The organism is Bisbaumannia salifodinae (genome assembly GCF_055388505.1).
Map to the genome: position 1 here is coordinate 2,563,279 of NZ_AP043781.1, position 15,648 is coordinate 2,578,926.

Here is a 15,648-nt window from a genome sequence, read left to right on the forward strand (position 1 = left end):
AACCCTTACCCGGCATGTAAAAGGTTAGCTGAGCTCGGCAGTGCTCCACTCAGCTATTGTGGGAGCTTGGCTTTGCCGAGCGATTTTCAGCTGTCTTTGAGAGTTTATCCAAGTTAACCCACCCCAGCATCGATGCATACTTGCTCGGATCATTAAGCTCTATTTTCCTGCCCCGAAAGCCGTCGAACAACGCCCGGTGACGACTCAGCCCATAGTTATCATCGCGAGTCTCGTAGGTGCGAACCCAGGTGAGCAGGGCCTCCAGGTTGGCATCCTGTGCCTTGCGGGTCGCGAACTTCTCCGGCTCCCAGGGCCGCGACCGACAGTGCGCCACACAGGTCTCGACGCCGGGATTGAGGAAGATCAGCTCCTCACACGCCGGCAGGATCGGCTCGATGATATCCGCGTAGCACCCCTCGATAATCCAGTGGGCATGGGCATCGATAAAGCGCCGCACCTCCGCCACGCTCTCCGCCAGCGGCCGCCGTTCCATCCCCTCTCGAAACGCCACCTGGTCCAGCGACAAGCGAGCCGCCGGCTGCCTGTCGAGCAGCCGCTTGGAGAGGGTGCTTTTTCCTGACCCGGCGTTACCGAGGAGGATGATTTTCATGGAATGGTTTCTCCATCAGCCCTTCAGGTGAGGCCGCTTTCGGCCAAGAGCGGTCAATCGTCTATAGTTAATATAATGCCAGAACTAATCATCTCTTAGCGCGCCAGGGCAAGACGTTCTGCTTGATTGACCTATTAAGTACAGCAAAGACTGAACGGTCTTGCAGGACCGGCAGCATGAAGCGAACCGCGTTTAAGCTCCGTCCGCTCGCACGTGACGGGAGGACAGTCGTTAGTCTGAGCTCAGATTGTATTGTCGCCACGAACTGACGTCATTGCGTCAATCCGCACGCTGGCCTAGTCAGCCAAGGCGAGAGCGGGAATAAAGCTTATAGCATCTATCAACTTAGCTTTCTAGTAACCGTGCAGTGGCACACATCACCGTCGATGCTATCAATGCGAACAACAACTGTTCGATCCTCGGCCGGGTCTTCGGTAAACAGGAGCCAAGTATTGGAGTCGAGCGCCCGGACATACTCCCTTCCCACCTCAGGCTCCTTCACCTGATCCGTGCCGATCTTTGTGGACATACCGACCTCGAGCCGTCTTATATCTTGCATGGACTTCTCCTATATCAATGAAAGCGGAATTACCACCTGCCAAGGCGCCGGGCGCCCGCTCTGGTGAACAAGCGGCTTCATTCATATCATCAGGGTAGGCTAACGTTCTCCGTTCGGCCGAGGCTGTGTGAAAACGTGGCTCCCGCTATACTCTCCTCGTGACTGCTCGTGGAGGTGCCGATGAAGCGTTTCGTTTCAGGTGAATCCCGGTCTCAAGCCACGTTGTTCCCTGAGCTTCTGGATGATTTCGTCTCAGAGGACAACCCGGTCCGAGCCATCGAGGCCTTCGTCGAGGCCCTCGACCTCAGACAACTCGGTTTCAAGGGTGTCGATCCCCATGCCACTGGCCGGCCCGCCTATCACCCCGCAGTACTCCTGAAAATCTACCTCTACGGTTACCTCAATCGCGTCCAATCCAGCCGTCGCCTGGAGCGCGAGGCGCAGCGCAATGTCGAGCTGATGTGGCTGACAGAGCGCCTGGCACCGGACTTCAAGACGATTGCCGATTTCCGTAAGCACAACGGTAAGGCGATCCGCGCCACCTGCCGAGACTTCGTCGTGCTCTGCCGGCGCCTGGGACTGTTCTCACAAGCCATCGTGGCCATCGACGGGAGCAAATTCAAAGCGGTCAACAACCGAGATCGCAACTTTACGTTCGCCAAGATGAAACGGCGAGCCGAGGAAATCGAGAAGAGCATTGAGCATTACCTGCGCCAGTTCGACTCAGCTGACCGGGGAGTTCCGGCTGTCACAGAGGCGCAGACAGCACAGCTGAAGGAAAAGATTGCCGCCCTCACCGAGGAAGTGCAGCAACTACAAGCCATTGAAATACAAAGAACCCAGGCACCTGACCAGCAGATCTCGTTGACGGATCCCGATGCCCGCTCCATGACGACGCGAGGCACCGGGGTAGTGGGGTATAACGTACAGACGGCTGTGGATAACCGGCATCACTTGATCATCGCCCATGAGGTCACCAACGTCGGCAGTGATCGCAGTCAACTATCCAGAATGGCCAATCAGGCGCGTGATGCCAGCGGCATCAAAGATCTCACCGTCGTGGCTGATCGCGGTTACTTTAAGGGAGAAGAGATTCTCGAGTGCCACAAGGCCGGTATCACCACCTATCTCCCCAAACCGAAAACCTCATCGAGCCAGGCCAAGGGAATGTTTCCGAGAGAGGCATTTCTCTTCATCCCCGAAAGCAACGGATACCGCTGCCCTGCAGGAGAGCGACTGATCTGGCGTTTCAAGACCGTCGAAAAGGGTCAGACGCTACATTGCTACTGGAGTTCAGCCTGTCCAACCTGCACGATGAAAGGGCAATGCACCACGGGGACCTATCGACGAATCAAGCGCTGGGAGCATGAGGATGTGCTTGAGTCGGTGCAGTCTCGATTGGACCAGAAGCCGGAGATGATGCGCCTCAGACGCCAGACAGTCGAGCACCCGTTCGGCACACTGAAGGCCTGGATGGGAGCGACGCATTTTCTGACCAAGAGCCTCAAGAACGTCAGCACGGAAATGAGCCTTCACGTGCTGGCCTACAACATGAAACGCGTCATGAAGATCCTCGGAACCAAGGGGTTGATTCAGGCGATGCGGGCATAGTGTGGCCTGCCGCTCTCTGTAGCGCCTGTAGCGCCCTATGACGCTCTCCAGGAAAGGTTTCTCGGGGCGCACGATTTTGAATAACCTCGTATGTGGCGATCACGGAAGTGCTTTGAGACGTCTCGTTGGTCGCTGGGCGTGGCCTGACGGCCGGATGCGGGAACAGGCAACGGATTTTTGGGTTTTCACACAGCCTCGGCCAGAAGCGGACGCTCAGAATGTGCTCATGTAACGTTCGCATTTTGCGGCTGGCTTGTAACGCGACGGAAAACCAGTTCGACAACATGCGCTTGTTATAACTTAAGTCTACAAAGTTAGATATCAACCAACTCGGCGTTTTTTCCTACCATTTCCATTGAATCTTCTGAAGTATCTAGGCCGGTTCTGGATGCGAGCAAAGGGCTGACATTACGTAGATCTTCATATGTAGTGTTGTGCACGATCGGAACGAGCTGATTGCCTGCTAGTAGTTCAGAAAGTTCTTTGTCAGAGACGCTCTCTTTTGGGAGGCGATCCAACATCGCAGGGGTCACCAACACAAGTCCTATTCGGGAATTCGCTAAGCCTTTGTCGATGGCGCGCATCATTGGCACGCCGAGCCCAAGGTCCCTCTCGCTGAACCAAACTTTGACACCAGCCGCCTCAAGCAATTCGTGCAGCTCTTTGGCTGTTCCTTTGCGGTCGTCCCACGCGTGACAGAGGAAGGCGTCACGAAGATCAGGTTGCGCCGCTGCTCGTGTCTCAACGACTTCTCGGATTGGCGTGAGTGACTTCACTTGAGCGGCCGTGTAAGACACAGACGAATCTGGCCTCGACCACCGCGGCCTTGAACTGCTACTTGATCTACCCCCACCGCTGATTTATGTCCACGTACTGGTGCTGTGAACCTTGCCATGCCATTTTCCTCTTTATTCAATTAGGTAGTTCTAACAGCGTATTAGACGGCGTGTTCTATGATTGGGTGAACGTGCCGGCACATTTTTCCGGAAAATGCAGCCTGCCAAGGTTCTCGCAAGCCTTTAACCATTAATTAAAATTATGCAATATGTCCAAAATTTCATGCCTCCTGCACTTTCATAACGGCCTCTTCGGGTCGACAGCCGCCGCCCCATTCGGTGGCTTCACCAGCCAGATCCCTGCCACCATGCTGCCACTCCGCCCCATCCACTAATCGAATATTGCTTTCCATCTTAGCCACGGCGGGAAGATCCTGCATAGCCGGAATTGACCGTTTCTCACATGGGTAAGCGATAACTTCGCCTATGGGGCGCGTTGGATGGGAAAATGAATTTGGCAAGGTAATCAGGCGCAGATCGCCGGCTAAAGCCAGCTCCAACAGGTACAAGGTGCAGCTTTGTAGGGCTGTTCTCGGCGCCTAACGGCCGGGCGGCCACTGGGGATAACGTGGCAGGCCCTCGCCGCTAAGCCAGGGCTGGTCGTGGCTGGTCCAGATATGTGCCTCGGGCATCACGCCGGGGTCCTCGTCCAGGGTCGCCAGACGCAGGATGAGATGCGCCTGCCCTTCCCGTTCGGCGATCAGCTGGCAGCCGCAGACCGAGCAGAAATGGCGCCACTTGCCGGGGCTGGATTCGTAGCGGTTGAGTAGCGCCTCGCCCTGTAGCCAGCGAAATGCCGAGCGAGCCACCCCCGCCGTGACCACCGCCGGGGCGGCATGGGCCTTGCGGCAGGTCTGACAGTGGCAGATCTGTGGGGCCGTGCTCAGCGCCTCGATGGCGTAGCGCACCCCACCGCATAGACAGCTTCCTTGCATATTGCCCTCCTTGTGGGCCGTGTCGGTCACTCCAGCGTCAGGCCGGCCACGGCGAGGCGAGCCTCGACCTCATCCAGGCTGCCGCGATATTCCCAGTACATTATCCGTCCATGGGAGCCGGTCACCAGCAGGTACTGGTCGCTGATCGACTGGATGCGGGAGACGGCGATCAGCTTGCGGGTAAAGTCCGTTTCTTCCGGGCACTCGACGATCTCTCGATTAGCCTCGTCGAAGCCGTGCACGATGCGCGCGGTTCTGACCTCCAAGTCGAGAAAAGGCATGGGGTAGCACCTCCATATGGTTGTCGCGAGTTGAGCTGATCGCTTTTATCCTTGCATGTTACGGGATATTAGATAAAGCAGTTCATCACACCTGGTGGGGATTTCGTTACGGGGATCGGTTATGTCGCGCGATAGGCGGTGCTGAAGCAAGGCGCCTGGTGGTGCCAATCGCAGACGCAGAGACGTCGGACCGCGGCTAAAGCCAGCGTCGGTCCTGGTGCGGCCGCCAATGCCCTGCCGGTCATGCTTGCGTTGGTAGCTGTCGATGACGTAGTCCGCATGCCCGCACCGGCACTATAGCTCGTCAGCATGACGCCGATGAGCGTGTTTTCTACCTTAACTAAGCATAACCTCACGACGACGAGCCCAAAATGGGTGATCCGACCACCGTCGTTCCAGGCCATATTGGCCCTGCCACTCCCTGAGAAAGCGGTTAATCCCCCTGTTTGCCCGAAACGCATACTGTTCCGCTGCTTGCAGGCCACTCCTGTGCAGCCAATCGGTGATCACTGGTGCCGCAGCCAGGGCGTCGCCCAGTGCGTTGGAAATTCCCGAAGAGGTCAAAGGATCAAATGCAGCCAGGGCATCGCCCACTGCGATCCAGCCCGGCCCGGCTGCCCGGGTAATAAAACCGCTGTGTGCGGCAAAGCAGGTAAGGGAACGTGTGGGCAGTCGGGACGGTTGCAGCCACTGTTGTAGCTCCTCTGTCTGTGCCCATAGCGCAGAGAAGGTTTCGCCCTTTCGCAGCCCCTTCTGTTGAATAATGGCCACATCCGACATCAACGCCAGTAGTGCTGAGCCATCGGGCAAACGGGTGGCATACCACCAGCCGTCGGCTACCGACTCCACCAGTGTCATACCTTCCAGCCTGCCGGCACTGGGTAATTTACACGCCACCGCCACCAGGTCGTCGAGACGCTTTCGTTCGATTCCCAGTCGCCTGCCGAGGGAAGCTCCGCGACCGGAAGCGTCGACGAGGTAACGACAACTCAGCAGATGCCGTTTTCCCTGATAGGTTATTTTCAGTTGCCACTCGCCACTATCCCAACGTAGAGATTTCAACACTGCCGGAGTCAGCAGTTGTGCACCTCTCTCACAGCTGGCTAGACGCAGATCCTCGTCAAAGCGTTCCCGATCGAGATGCCAACCGCCCCCTGTCGAGCGATGGAGAAAATCATCGAACCGGCGCTCTCCCGCCCATAGGGAGAGGTTGGTGTAGTAGGGTCGGTGCCCCCTCGCCGATAGGTCGTCCGAGATGCCCAGCAGCCTCAATTTGGCGGCTATGTCGGGCGCCGCGGATTCCCCCACCCGGAAGGCCTGACGGGTAGGCCTGTCCAGTATAGCCACGCGCTCTACGCCCGCCGCAATCGCGGCGAGCGCCGTGGCGCAACCGGCAGGGCCGGCGCCGAGGATAACGAGATCGAAATCAGTTGCCATCCGGGGTGAAAGGCCTGGGTAGGGTGCGGGCAACCTCCACAAAGCGGCGCTCTCCTTTGACCTCTTTTTCCATCACAAAGCCCAGTTGCGACCAGTACTGCACCATCTGCACATCGTCGGCAAAGGAGATGAAATCTCCGCGCAGCTGGTCGAAATCGGTGCCAATCCAGGCGACCTGCCCTCCCGTCTGCTCATCCGGTGTCGGGATAGCCGCCAGGTTCTCGATCTCGGGCCGCGGTTCCAGATAGACGAACTCCGGCCTTTGTGCGGGCCACCACCACAACACGCGCTCACCGATGGGCTGTGAGGAGCACTCATTGAAGTCTGCCTGCCAGGGTATGGCCATGTAGCGGGTGAGATCCCCCGGCTCCATCGCAGCAGGGCTAAAGCCCAGGTTGAGTGGCCCTTCGGTGGGCGGCGCGGCGTTGATGCGAAAGGGGTCTTCACTGCTGTAGATGGCCCGGTTACGGGAGATCCAGGTAAGCTCGATACCGGGAGAAAACGCCCCTCCCACACAGTTTTCCAGAATATTGCGTGTCAGCGATTGGGGGCCACCATCGGCAACAGGCTCGTTGACAAAGTGGCCCGCCGCCCACTGTTGAACGAAGAAGAACTGGGTATCTGTCAAGCGCAGGAAATTGGATGTCAGCGTGCCGTCGATAAGGCAGTTGTCCCCCGCCAGGTAGGGCATCATGGTGGCTCCCCGCCCGGAGATAATGGTGTTCTCATCTGCCGGTGGCCGCAGGATATCCAGAATCCAGTTGCGCAAGCCACGGTAGTGATCCTCTTTGTTCGGCACCGCCCCCAGCATCTCCATGTCGAAGCTGTGGGGTTTGGGGGGGATGGCCGCGACCCAAGTGTAGGTGGTGGCCCGCTCCAGTAGCGGTTTTATCTCGCTCTGAAAGTTGGGCTTGTAGCCATGGGGCCCACTTTGCCAGATGCCCTGGTCATTGATCCGCGGGTAATGCCCGGCGCGCACTGCGCTGTCGAAGATGGTATCCCAGAGCGTGACCAGGTTAGCGATCTCCGGTGCATAGGAGGGCGGTGCCACAGACACCCAGGCCGTCTCAGCCGGTTTGCTGCTACCATTCTCCCACTCGATTACCGCGCTGACCCGACCGTCCGCGGTGTCATCCCACCAGCCATCGTTATTGGCGTACTGCTTGATAACGGCATTTTCATCTTCTGTCCCGGAAATGCCCAAACCGCCCAACACCAACAAGCGACCGCTTTCATCGGTACGCAGTTCTCCCAAGGTGTCGATACGCTCCCGGTTGGGATATAGGATGCCCTCAGGGAAATTTGCGCCCTTGTAGCCCTCGGGAATGGTATGGCGATCCATGGGGACGGGGCCGGCATGGGCGCCGCTGATCTGGCGTGGTCCCGGATCGATAATCAAGCTGTGTCGATTCTCCACATGGGCGTTGCGCAAGGGATGATTACTGGCATACCCCTGCTCTCCCTCGTTGGTGGCAAACTCATACCAACTGGCTTTCTTGTTCGCCATGTGCACGGTCCAGGTGATCGACTTGACTCCGGGCGTATTCAGACTGACCTCTTCGTCACCGTGAAAGATATGAAAGCGCGCAGCCTGGCGACACATACGACCCTGCCCATCCCGGAAATCATCCTGGGTGAAGGGATTACCGTCGGGGTTGGTGGGTAAACCGCGATATGTCTCGGGTCCGATATAGAATTTGTCCGGCGCGTTACCCACTCGGGCAATGCCAATCGGCGGGTAAATTTTGTAGTCAGGCATGATGATATCCTTTCAACTTTGTCCCTTTACAAGCCCAGCGCTTCGGCAGCCATCAATATCTCTTTATCGCCTGCCAAGGCTGCCTTAAGGTGCGTGTTCAAGGCGCTTTCCCTGGACGATGTCGACAGCTGGTTAACCTCACCTTCAAGCTCTTGAGTCAGTTCCTCGAAGGTACGCTTGATATCGCTCCTGTAGAGCCATGCTGGGGCGGCATTGGGGCCAACGGAACCGTCGCCACCGGCAAAGGCCGGGGTAGACATCAGTGCTCGGGAAAGGTGGGGCAAAACCCGGTGCATTATTGACAGGACGACGCTGAAATAGGGGTCGGGGGCGCCGGCCTTGAATGCGGCCTCGAAGGCGCGCAACATCAGGCTGTAGTGATGATCGAAGCTGTCGGCCAACCGTCTGGCCCGCGGGTTGGTATAAACGCTGCTATCGGGATTGGAGATGATAGGGAGAGTCGGTGGAAAATTACCGCTGTCGAGCGCGACTTCGCGGAACTTGAGGAAGTGGCTCATCTCATACGGGGTGCCGAGGATGGGCCCGTAGGTGCCGTCGGTGCGCTTTCCATAGTGATTGTAAGTGCCGAAACTCTCAACCGGCACCAGAGGCTTTTCAGGGGGGACCGTCCCTTCACCTTGCTCGACGATTTCGTTTACCGCCGCGTGAAAACTCTCCTTGTCCACCACTTCGTTGACGTTACCGCCAAACTTTCCCAGATAAATATTGGTTCTTTGTCGACCGGGAACATCAGTGGTTCTGAAGGGGTTTCCTGGATAGGCATTTACCGCCGTGATCAGGGCACCGTACAGCTGCGCGATGCTGTCGTAGTTGTCACCTTGAGGAGGCGCACCATACTGTGCTGGGCTCTCGATAGCGGCAAAGACATTGCTGAATACATCGGGGGAGGCGCGAAACAGGCCGACCATGGGAGTCGTTTTTGGGTTGGCCTTGGGCAGATAGCCGGGGTAAACGGGTACCGCATCACCGGTGAATTTTGGCAGAGCGCCCAAGGCGACGACAATATTGGCCGCCTGGTTGACATGGAACATCTCCTCCATGGCTACGCTTCGCAGGGTCTGGTAGGCGTGGCTCTCGGTGTCTGAAATGGAATAGAGTGCCGAGAGGTAGACAGGAATGGTCGTAAATTCCACCTGTAACGCTAACTGCGCCGCCTCCTGGAGATCCTTTATCGCGGGGGAAGTGGTGCTGGTAAGCCTGTCGAACAGGCCTGGAGGATAGCTCTCCGTTGCTGATGGCGCCATGGCTTTTCATCTCCTTATGTTTCGTTGCTCCAGTTCGCCTGTTTGCGTTGCGCATTGTGGGAACCCGCCACCTACGGTAGTTAACAGCGACAGGCTCCCGTGCGATCAGGCTTGCGGTTACATTTTTTTGCGTAGGGTATTGATTTGAATGTGTGGCCAGCGGGTCGTTCCGCCATCGGTGCCAAATTGAAATTCGAAAAACTGGATCTGCTCGTACTGTAACTGCAGAACTTCCTTGCCGTCCTCGATGACAGTCTCAATCCACAGGCGAAACTTCATCTCGGTTACAGGAGCGAATCGCCTTGTGAAAGGAGTGTTCAGCAATCCCCCCTCAGGCCCGCCGGTCTCCCGTGTGCACATCTCGATCAGTACGAAGCTCTTGATATCCTGATCCTTGATGGCATCGCGCAGGCGGAGATCGGGACGAACCGAGTAGGGGTAGAGGTCGTGCGCCAGAATGCGCTGAGTGTAGGTTTTATTGCCGCTTGGATCTCTCTCCGCCAGACTGGGGTCGTGAACCCAGGGCGGCGCCTTCTCATCGAGATTGATGGGGGTGTCGGCGGTGGTGCCTGCCAGCCCCATGCTCGGAGAGATGGACAGGTGATTGGGGTCCCAAGCGTCTGCCCCATGGGGAAATTGCGGTTTGCCGTTATTTTCGGAGTCTTTACCCAGCAACAGTACAGTACTGCCGTGGGGAATCGTGCCGCTGCGAGAGACCGAATAGGGGGGAACATAAACCGGGCCGTCGGAGCCGGCGCCCGCCGATAGTTCGGGATAACCGATATCGATCATGATGGAGTCGTCATCGGCGGGATGATTATAAATAGTATCTAACCAGAGATACATACCGTTCTCTTCATGGAGTCCGTTACCCTCGAGATCCTGAATACTCTGGTTGTACTTCACTGCTCCGCTGAACTGCTCGTTGGCGCCACCGCGGTTACGCACTCCGCCGGCCACCAATGTGAAAGTAAGCTCTTCCGTGTAGTTCTGGCAGAGGAAATGAAACTTACCGGGAATGGTTTCAGAGTTGGTTCCAGGGGAAGGCAGGCAAGTGGTGTGCAACCCCCACCCTGTAGTATTATTTCCTGGGTTGTAGTTGACCCAGGTTCCCGCCAGCTGTTCGAGAACACCATAATTCGCGGGCTTTTTGAGTACAGCGGGAGTATATCTCGGTTGTTGTGCAGGCATGATTTCAACTTCCCTATCGCTACCATTGATCGTCGATCCGCAAGGTGGCGAACGTGGCTGCTCACCTTTCATTCGAATCTGACCGGATCCAAGTGGAATAACCACAGCCGCCACGGACGACAACTGTGCTGTTCCGTTTCCACACCAAGCAGGGGGGCAAGATTTCAAAATAGTTACATTTCCCTGTGTTGATGCTTCAATCCAGCCGCGGTGACGTTTCCTTTATCTTTTTGGCTGGTCCTGTCATCGGTGGCTGAGTCTTCCAGATAGCTAATAGCTACACTATAGAAGAACAATATAGTGACCGCCATCTGCGCAAGGAGGCCGGTGCCGAAGGGCGCTGCCTGCCGGATGCCTTGCCACCTCCTTGTGCGGTGTCACGGGCCAGGTTTGGCCGCTTCTGATCCTTGCATGGCCGACGAGAACATACAAAAAGGGGCCATGCCCCGTGTGAGGCATGGCCCAATCCCATGAAGAACGCGGCTTAGAGCTTGATCCAGGTGGCCTTGAGCTCGGTGTACTTGTCGAAGGCGTGGAGCGACTTGTCGCGGCCGTCGGGCAGAGTCGTTGCCGCTCCAGACTGTGCGGTAATTAGCCAGCGAAGCGAAATAGCTTCTTGTTCGCGAACTCCATCATGCCGCCCTTGCCGAGTTCGCGGCCGTAGCCCGACTTCTTGACGCCGCCGAAGGGGATGTCTGCCCCCTCCAGGCCCGATGCGCCGATGAAGACCATGCCGACATCCAACTGGTTGCCAACTTTTTCGGCGCGTTCGAGATCGTCGCAGATGACGATCGATCCGAGGCCATATGGCGAGGAGTTGGCGAGCTCGATCGCCTCTTCGTCGCTCGAGACCTTGTAGATCTGCGCGACCGGGCCGAAGAGTTCCTGGCTGTACACGTCCATCGCCGGGGTGATTTCGGCGAGGATCGAGGGGGTGTAAACGTTGCCTTTCGGGTCGTTGTCACCGACGAGCAGTTTGGCCCCCTGAGCGAGTGCCCCCTGCACCTGTGCCGAGAGCCCCCGGGTCGCCCCCTCGGAGGAGAGCGGACCGAAGTCGCCGTTTTCGTACGACAGGCCTGAGATGGCCGCCTTGAACTTCTCGGTGAACTCGTCGAAGTACTTGTCCATGACGACGATTCGCTTCGAACCGTTACAGGCCTGGCCGGTGTTCTCCATGCGGCCAGCGACGGCGTGCTTCACGGCGTGGTCGATGTTATCCGTCTCGAGAACCAGGAATACATCGGACCCGCCGAGCTCGAGCACGCACTTCTTGAGATACTTGCCGGCCTGCTCGGCAACGATCGCGCCAGCGCGCTCTGAACCGGTCAGAGAGACGCCCTGAATGCGATCATCCGCGATGATCGTCGAAATCTGGTCGTGCGAGGCGAACACGTTCACATACGCGCCCTCGGGAAAACCCGCGTCGCGGTAGATCTGCTCGATGGCAAGTGCTGACTCCGGACAACACTCAGCGTGCTTCAGCACGATCGTGTTGCCGAGAATGAGGTTGGGTGAGGCGAAGCGTGCCACCTGATAGTACGGGTAGTTCCACGGCATGATGCCGAGGATGACCCCGAGCCCCTGGTGGCGGATAAACGTGCGCAGACCATCCTCGACATCGAGCACTTCGTCGGCGAGCCACTCCTCGGCATTCTTGGCGAACACCTCCGTGATGTCGCCGGAGAACTCGGCCTCACCGATCGACTGGGCGAGTGGCTTGCCCATCTCGCGGTTGATGATGGCGCCGAGCGCTTCCTTACGCTCACGAAAGAGATCCGCTGCCTTCTGAGCCAGGGCCGCGCGCTCGGCAAGGGTGGTCTTGCGCGACCACTCCGTGTACGCCTTCTGCGCAGCGGCAATGGCGTCCTGGATCCCTGCATCGGTCGCCGTGGGGTATTCCTTGATGGTCTCACCGGTTGCCGGATTGATGACCGCATACTTACCCATGTGACTTATCTCCTTAAGTTATTGTCCCGGCAACGCCAACCTTTTGCGTATGCCGCGAACCCTCGACTTATGGGGTCTGAGGGCGCCTTACAGCAACCCCGTTTGCTTGCCGACTGACTCGCCACCCGCGCCAGCAGGCGGCCATCCTCGGGACTGATCTTGTCGAGGGTCTCGCCGGAGCGGGCCGACGTATCGGCGCCGCTATATCAGCCTCGCCGGCGATCGCCAGGCCCTCGGCCCGGGCCCGCCGGTCATTGGTCGTCGATGATGGTCATCTCAGCTTATCTCCTTTTCCGGCGCCGCGATGGCGGCCAGGAAATCGCCCATCAGGCGACGAAAGTTGGCGGTGTTATCGGGCTGACGCCGGGCGATCTCGTCGCGCAGGCGCCGCGGCAGGTCGCCGGCCTCGGCGAGGAAGCGTCGCCCCTCCTCGCTCTTTCGCCAGTCACTGAGCCAGGTATCGAACATCGCCACCGTGATCTCGGGGTGGAACTGCACCCCCCAGGCCGAACCGTGGCGAAAGGCCTGGGGGGCCAGGGCGGTATCGGCCAGCAGGGTGACGTGATCGGGCAGGCGGAAGGTATCGAAGTGGAAGTTGAGCCAGGGACCGGGATGGTGCCAGTCGGGATGGCGGTCACGCAGCGGCGTCCAGCCGATCTCGGCCTGCTCGGCGGCCAGGGCGGTACCGCCCAGGGCCCGGGCCAGTAGCTGGCTGCCGAAGCAGATGCCCAGGGTCGGCACGCCGGCGTCGATGACCGTTTTCAGCCAGCGCAGTTCGGCCGCAAGCCAAGGCAGGCGATGGTCGTAAGCGGAGTCGGGGCTGCCCATCACCACCACCATCTCCAGGGCCTCCGGGGGCGGCAGGGGGTCAGTCACTAGGTGCGTCTGTAGTGCGATGCCGTGCTCGGCAAGAACCTCGGGCAGGGTGCCCGGCACGTCGCTGGGCGAGTGCAGCACCGCGAGGGCGCGTCTCGGTTTCATGGCGTCACCAGGGTGTCGTGAACATGGGAGGGAGCGCCGGGTCGGCGCTCCCCGTGGCGGCTCAGAAAGGGTAGTCGAGGGTCGGCATCCAGCGCTCCCACAGGGCCCGGAGCTCGCCGCTGGCCTTGACCTCGGCCAGGGCCGCCTCGACCCGGGCCAGGCGCTCGGGCTCGCCCTTCTTCACGGCGATGCCCCAGGCGTTGCGGCTGGCCACGGTGAAGGCGATGGCCAGGTCCTCCTCCTCGGCCAGGGGCACCAGGGCCACGTCGTCATCGACGAAGGCGTCGATCTCGCCGCGGCGCAGGGCCGCCACCATGTCCCCCATCACGTCCTCGGACTCCCCCGAGAAGGGCACCCGGATGGCGCCCTCGAAGGTCTCGGCCAGGGCCATGTTGAGGCTCTTGTCGATGGCCCCGACCCGGCGCCCCGCCAGGTCCTCGGCGCGGCGGATGGGCGAGTCGCGCAGCACCATCACCGACTCGTCGAAGACCGCATAGGGGGCGGTGAAGTCGGCCAGGGTCTGGCGGTACTCGGAGATGCCCTGCCCGCAGAGCAGGATGTCCCCCTCCCCCGCCTCCAGGGCGGGGTAGAAGTCGGCCCACTGGCGGTAGACGAAGGCGGTGTCCCCCGCCAGCTTGCTGGCCAGCAGTCGTGCCACGTCGGCCTCGTAGCCGTGACGCTGGCCCTGGTCGTCGCGCCAGAACAGCGGCGGCGCGGGCAGGTCGGCACAGATGACATTGAGCTTGAGATCGGTCGCGGTCTGGTTCACGGCAGGTAGTCCTCGTACATGGATTTTTCCCAGTCGGTCACGGCGGCGCAGTAGCGCGCCCACTCGTCCGTCTTGAGGTCGCGGTAGAGGCTGGCCATCTCCGCCGGCATGGCGCCCTGGATGACGGCGTCCTGGTCGAAGGCGGCGATGGCGTCGCCCAGGGTGCGCGGCAGGTAGCGGGTCTCCGCCGGGGAACCGGGGATGCTGTCGCTGTTGTCCGGGGCGCCCGGATCCAGCTCGTTCTTCAGGCCGTCGCGCATGGCGGCCAGCAGCATCACATGGGAGAGGTAGGGGTTGACGCTGGCATCCGGCACCTTGAACTCCAGGCGGCCGTTGGCGGAGAGGCGCACGGTACAGGTCTTGTTGTCCATGCCCCAGTTGATGCAGTTGGGGGCGAACAGCCCGGTGTCCCAGTAGCGCTTATAGGAATTGACGGTGGAGGCCATGATCATCATGGCACCGGGGGCATGGGCCAGGATCCCGCCGAGGGCATGCTGGCCGGTCTCGGTGAGGTGCAGCTCGCGGCGGCCCGGCTCGGCGAGGACGTTCTCGTCGCCGCGCCACAGGCTGAAGTTGTGGTGGCAGCCGTTGCCCATGCTGCCGGTGGTGGGCTTGGGCATGAAGCTGGCCTTGACCCCGAACTCCTGGGCCACCTGACGGCAAATCAGGCGATAGGTCATCATGCGGTCGGCGGTCAGGTGGCAGTCGTCGAACATCCAGTTGAGCTCGAGCTGGCCCGGGTCCTCGTAGTCGCCCTCGATCATGTCCAGGCCCATGGCGCCGGCGTACTCCATGACCCGCTTGAAGATGGGCCGCATCAGCTCCAGGTTGCCCAGGTGGTAGGCGGGGCTGGCCCCGGGGCGCACCTTGACGTTGAGCTTCTCGCCCAGCCAGGACATCTCCGGCTCCAGGCCAGTCCGGAGGGTCAGGCCGGTCTCGTCGACAAAGCGACGGTGGGTGTCCAGCAGCAGGCCGCGGGGGTCGGTGGCGAGGATGCTGCCGCCGTTCTCGGGGCGGTGTTCCGGCTCGTAGAGGCGGCAGAAAAAGGAGCCAATAGAACGGTCCCAGGGCAGCACCTGGAAGCTGTCGGCGTCCGGCATGCCGGTGAACTCGGCGGCCTGGGCGCCGCCACCCAGCAGCTCGCCGGCGCGGTTGCACTGCAGGTCGGAGATGGCGGTGCGGTGGAACTGGATGCCCTTGTCCAGATTGCGCAGCAGGTGCTTGGCCGGCACCACCTTGGCCACCACCCGGCCGGTGAGGGTGACCACCTGGTAGTAGAGGTACTCGACCCCGGAGTCGCGGATGCGCGAACTCAGTTCCTGCGTCACCGCGGCGCTGTTGTTGGTCTCCCGATGGCGATCGAGGGCCGTGGTGGGGGCCGCCTGGAGGGCGGTGTCAAAGGCCGAAGTGGCTTGAGCGGTGCTTGTCAGAGACGTCATGTCATTCTCCTTTGCCAAACGCTCCCTG

General features: G+C 59.8%; 15 protein-coding genes. 1 reads left to right on the forward strand and 14 read right to left on the reverse strand.

Annotated features, from left to right (window positions below):
• Positions 1 to 49: 49 nt before the first annotated feature.
• Positions 50 to 610, reverse strand: a complete 561-nt coding sequence (locus ACZ5EF_RS11985; protein WP_346062098.1) for an AAA family ATPase — start codon at positions 608 to 610, stop codon at positions 50 to 52.
• 340 nt (positions 611 to 950) lie between these two features.
• Positions 951 to 1,169: a hypothetical protein gene (locus tag ACZ5EF_RS11990; RefSeq protein ID WP_346062097.1), complete on the reverse strand. Its 219-nt coding sequence runs from the start codon at positions 1,167 to 1,169 to the stop codon at positions 951 to 953.
• Between the two features lie 180 nt (positions 1,170 to 1,349).
• Here ACZ5EF_RS11990 and ACZ5EF_RS11995 point away from each other — a divergent pair, with 180 nt between their 5' ends.
• Positions 1,350 to 2,780: an IS1182 family transposase gene (locus ACZ5EF_RS11995; protein ID WP_346062096.1), complete on the forward strand. Its 1,431-nt coding sequence runs from the start codon at positions 1,350 to 1,352 to the stop codon at positions 2,778 to 2,780.
• Between the two features lie 314 nt (positions 2,781 to 3,094).
• Here ACZ5EF_RS11995 and ACZ5EF_RS12000 read toward each other — a convergent pair whose 3' ends face one another.
• The 12 genes from ACZ5EF_RS12000 to ACZ5EF_RS12055 form a co-directional block, all read right to left on the reverse strand.
• The gene (locus tag ACZ5EF_RS12000; protein ID WP_346062095.1) at positions 3,095 to 3,577 is read right to left on the reverse strand and encodes a toll/interleukin-1 receptor domain-containing protein; all 483 of its coding nucleotides are present in this window, start codon (positions 3,575 to 3,577) and stop codon (positions 3,095 to 3,097) included.
• A gap of 260 nt (positions 3,578 to 3,837) precedes the next feature.
• Positions 3,838 to 4,125, reverse strand: coding sequence for a hypothetical protein (locus ACZ5EF_RS12005; protein ID WP_464122074.1), 288 nt, complete (start codon positions 4,123 to 4,125; stop codon positions 3,838 to 3,840).
• A gap of 30 nt (positions 4,126 to 4,155) precedes the next feature.
• Positions 4,156 to 4,551, reverse strand: coding sequence for a GFA family protein (locus ACZ5EF_RS12010; RefSeq protein WP_346062094.1), 396 nt, complete (start codon positions 4,549 to 4,551; stop codon positions 4,156 to 4,158).
• 26 nt (positions 4,552 to 4,577) lie between these two features.
• On the reverse strand, positions 4,578 to 4,832 hold the full coding sequence (locus tag ACZ5EF_RS12015; RefSeq protein WP_346062093.1) for a hypothetical protein: 255 nt from the start codon (positions 4,830 to 4,832) through the stop codon (positions 4,578 to 4,580).
• Positions 4,833 to 5,168: 336 nt separating this feature from the next.
• Positions 5,169 to 6,269, reverse strand: coding sequence for a tryptophan 7-halogenase (locus ACZ5EF_RS12020; RefSeq protein ID WP_346062092.1), 1,101 nt, complete (start codon positions 6,267 to 6,269; stop codon positions 5,169 to 5,171).
• Entirely contained in the window at positions 6,259 to 8,028 is a 1,770-nt protein-coding gene (locus tag ACZ5EF_RS12025) for a LodA/GoxA family CTQ-dependent oxidase (protein WP_346062091.1), read from the reverse strand. Before ACZ5EF_RS12025 ends, ACZ5EF_RS12020 begins: the two co-directional genes overlap by 11 nt.
• A 26-nt stretch (positions 8,029 to 8,054) precedes the next feature.
• A complete protein-coding gene (locus ACZ5EF_RS12030; protein WP_346062090.1) occupies positions 8,055 to 9,293 on the reverse strand; it encodes a ferritin-like domain-containing protein in 1,239 nt (412 codons plus the stop codon).
• A gap of 117 nt (positions 9,294 to 9,410) precedes the next feature.
• A complete protein-coding gene (locus ACZ5EF_RS12035; protein WP_379729364.1) occupies positions 9,411 to 10,484 on the reverse strand; it encodes a peroxidase, FMP-type in 1,074 nt (357 codons plus the stop codon).
• A gap of 591 nt (positions 10,485 to 11,075) precedes the next feature.
• Positions 11,076 to 12,431: an NAD-dependent succinate-semialdehyde dehydrogenase gene (locus ACZ5EF_RS12040; RefSeq protein ID WP_346062088.1), complete on the reverse strand. Its 1,356-nt coding sequence runs from the start codon at positions 12,429 to 12,431 to the stop codon at positions 11,076 to 11,078.
• Positions 12,432 to 12,707: 276 nt separating this feature from the next.
• The gene (locus ACZ5EF_RS12045; RefSeq protein ID WP_346062087.1) at positions 12,708 to 13,412 is read right to left on the reverse strand and encodes a type 1 glutamine amidotransferase; all 705 of its coding nucleotides are present in this window, start codon (positions 13,410 to 13,412) and stop codon (positions 12,708 to 12,710) included.
• Between the two features lie 61 nt (positions 13,413 to 13,473).
• Positions 13,474 to 14,181, reverse strand: a complete 708-nt coding sequence (locus ACZ5EF_RS12050) for a substrate-binding periplasmic protein (protein ID WP_346062086.1) — start codon at positions 14,179 to 14,181, stop codon at positions 13,474 to 13,476.
• On the reverse strand, positions 14,178 to 15,620 hold the full coding sequence (locus ACZ5EF_RS12055) for a glutamine synthetase family protein (protein WP_346062085.1): 1,443 nt from the start codon (positions 15,618 to 15,620) through the stop codon (positions 14,178 to 14,180). The genes ACZ5EF_RS12050 and ACZ5EF_RS12055 overlap by 4 nt, the downstream gene beginning before the upstream one ends.
• Positions 15,621 to 15,648 lie beyond the last annotated feature (28 nt).

Excerpts from the sequence above, each read along its gene's own strand:
- ACZ5EF_RS11985 (WP_346062098.1), bottom strand. The coding sequence starts at position 610 with ATGAAAATCATCCTCCTCGGTAACGCCGGGTCAGGAAAAAGCACCCTC.
- ACZ5EF_RS11990 (WP_346062097.1), bottom strand. The coding sequence starts at position 1,169 with ATGCAAGATATAAGACGGCTCGAGGTCGGTATGTCCACAAAGATCGGC.
- ACZ5EF_RS11995 (WP_346062096.1), top strand. The coding sequence starts at position 1,350 with ATGAAGCGTTTCGTTTCAGGTGAATCCCGGTCTCAAGCCACGTTGTTC.
- ACZ5EF_RS12010 (WP_346062094.1), bottom strand. The coding sequence starts at position 4,551 with ATGCAAGGAAGCTGTCTATGCGGTGGGGTGCGCTACGCCATCGAGGCG.
- ACZ5EF_RS12015 (WP_346062093.1), bottom strand. The coding sequence starts at position 4,832 with ATGCCTTTTCTCGACTTGGAGGTCAGAACCGCGCGCATCGTGCACGGC.
- ACZ5EF_RS12020 (WP_346062092.1), bottom strand. The coding sequence starts at position 6,269 with ATGGCAACTGATTTCGATCTCGTTATCCTCGGCGCCGGCCCTGCCGGT.
- ACZ5EF_RS12025 (WP_346062091.1), bottom strand. The coding sequence starts at position 8,028 with ATGCCTGACTACAAAATTTACCCGCCGATTGGCATTGCCCGAGTGGGT.
- ACZ5EF_RS12030 (WP_346062090.1), bottom strand. The coding sequence starts at position 9,293 with ATGGCGCCATCAGCAACGGAGAGCTATCCTCCAGGCCTGTTCGACAGG.
- ACZ5EF_RS12035 (WP_379729364.1), bottom strand. The coding sequence starts at position 10,484 with ATGCCTGCACAACAACCGAGATATACTCCCGCTGTACTCAAAAAGCCC.
- ACZ5EF_RS12040 (WP_346062088.1), bottom strand. The coding sequence starts at position 12,431 with ATGGGTAAGTATGCGGTCATCAATCCGGCAACCGGTGAGACCATCAAG.
- ACZ5EF_RS12045 (WP_346062087.1), bottom strand. The coding sequence starts at position 13,412 with ATGAAACCGAGACGCGCCCTCGCGGTGCTGCACTCGCCCAGCGACGTG.
- ACZ5EF_RS12055 (WP_346062085.1), bottom strand. The coding sequence starts at position 15,620 with ATGACGTCTCTGACAAGCACCGCTCAAGCCACTTCGGCCTTTGACACC.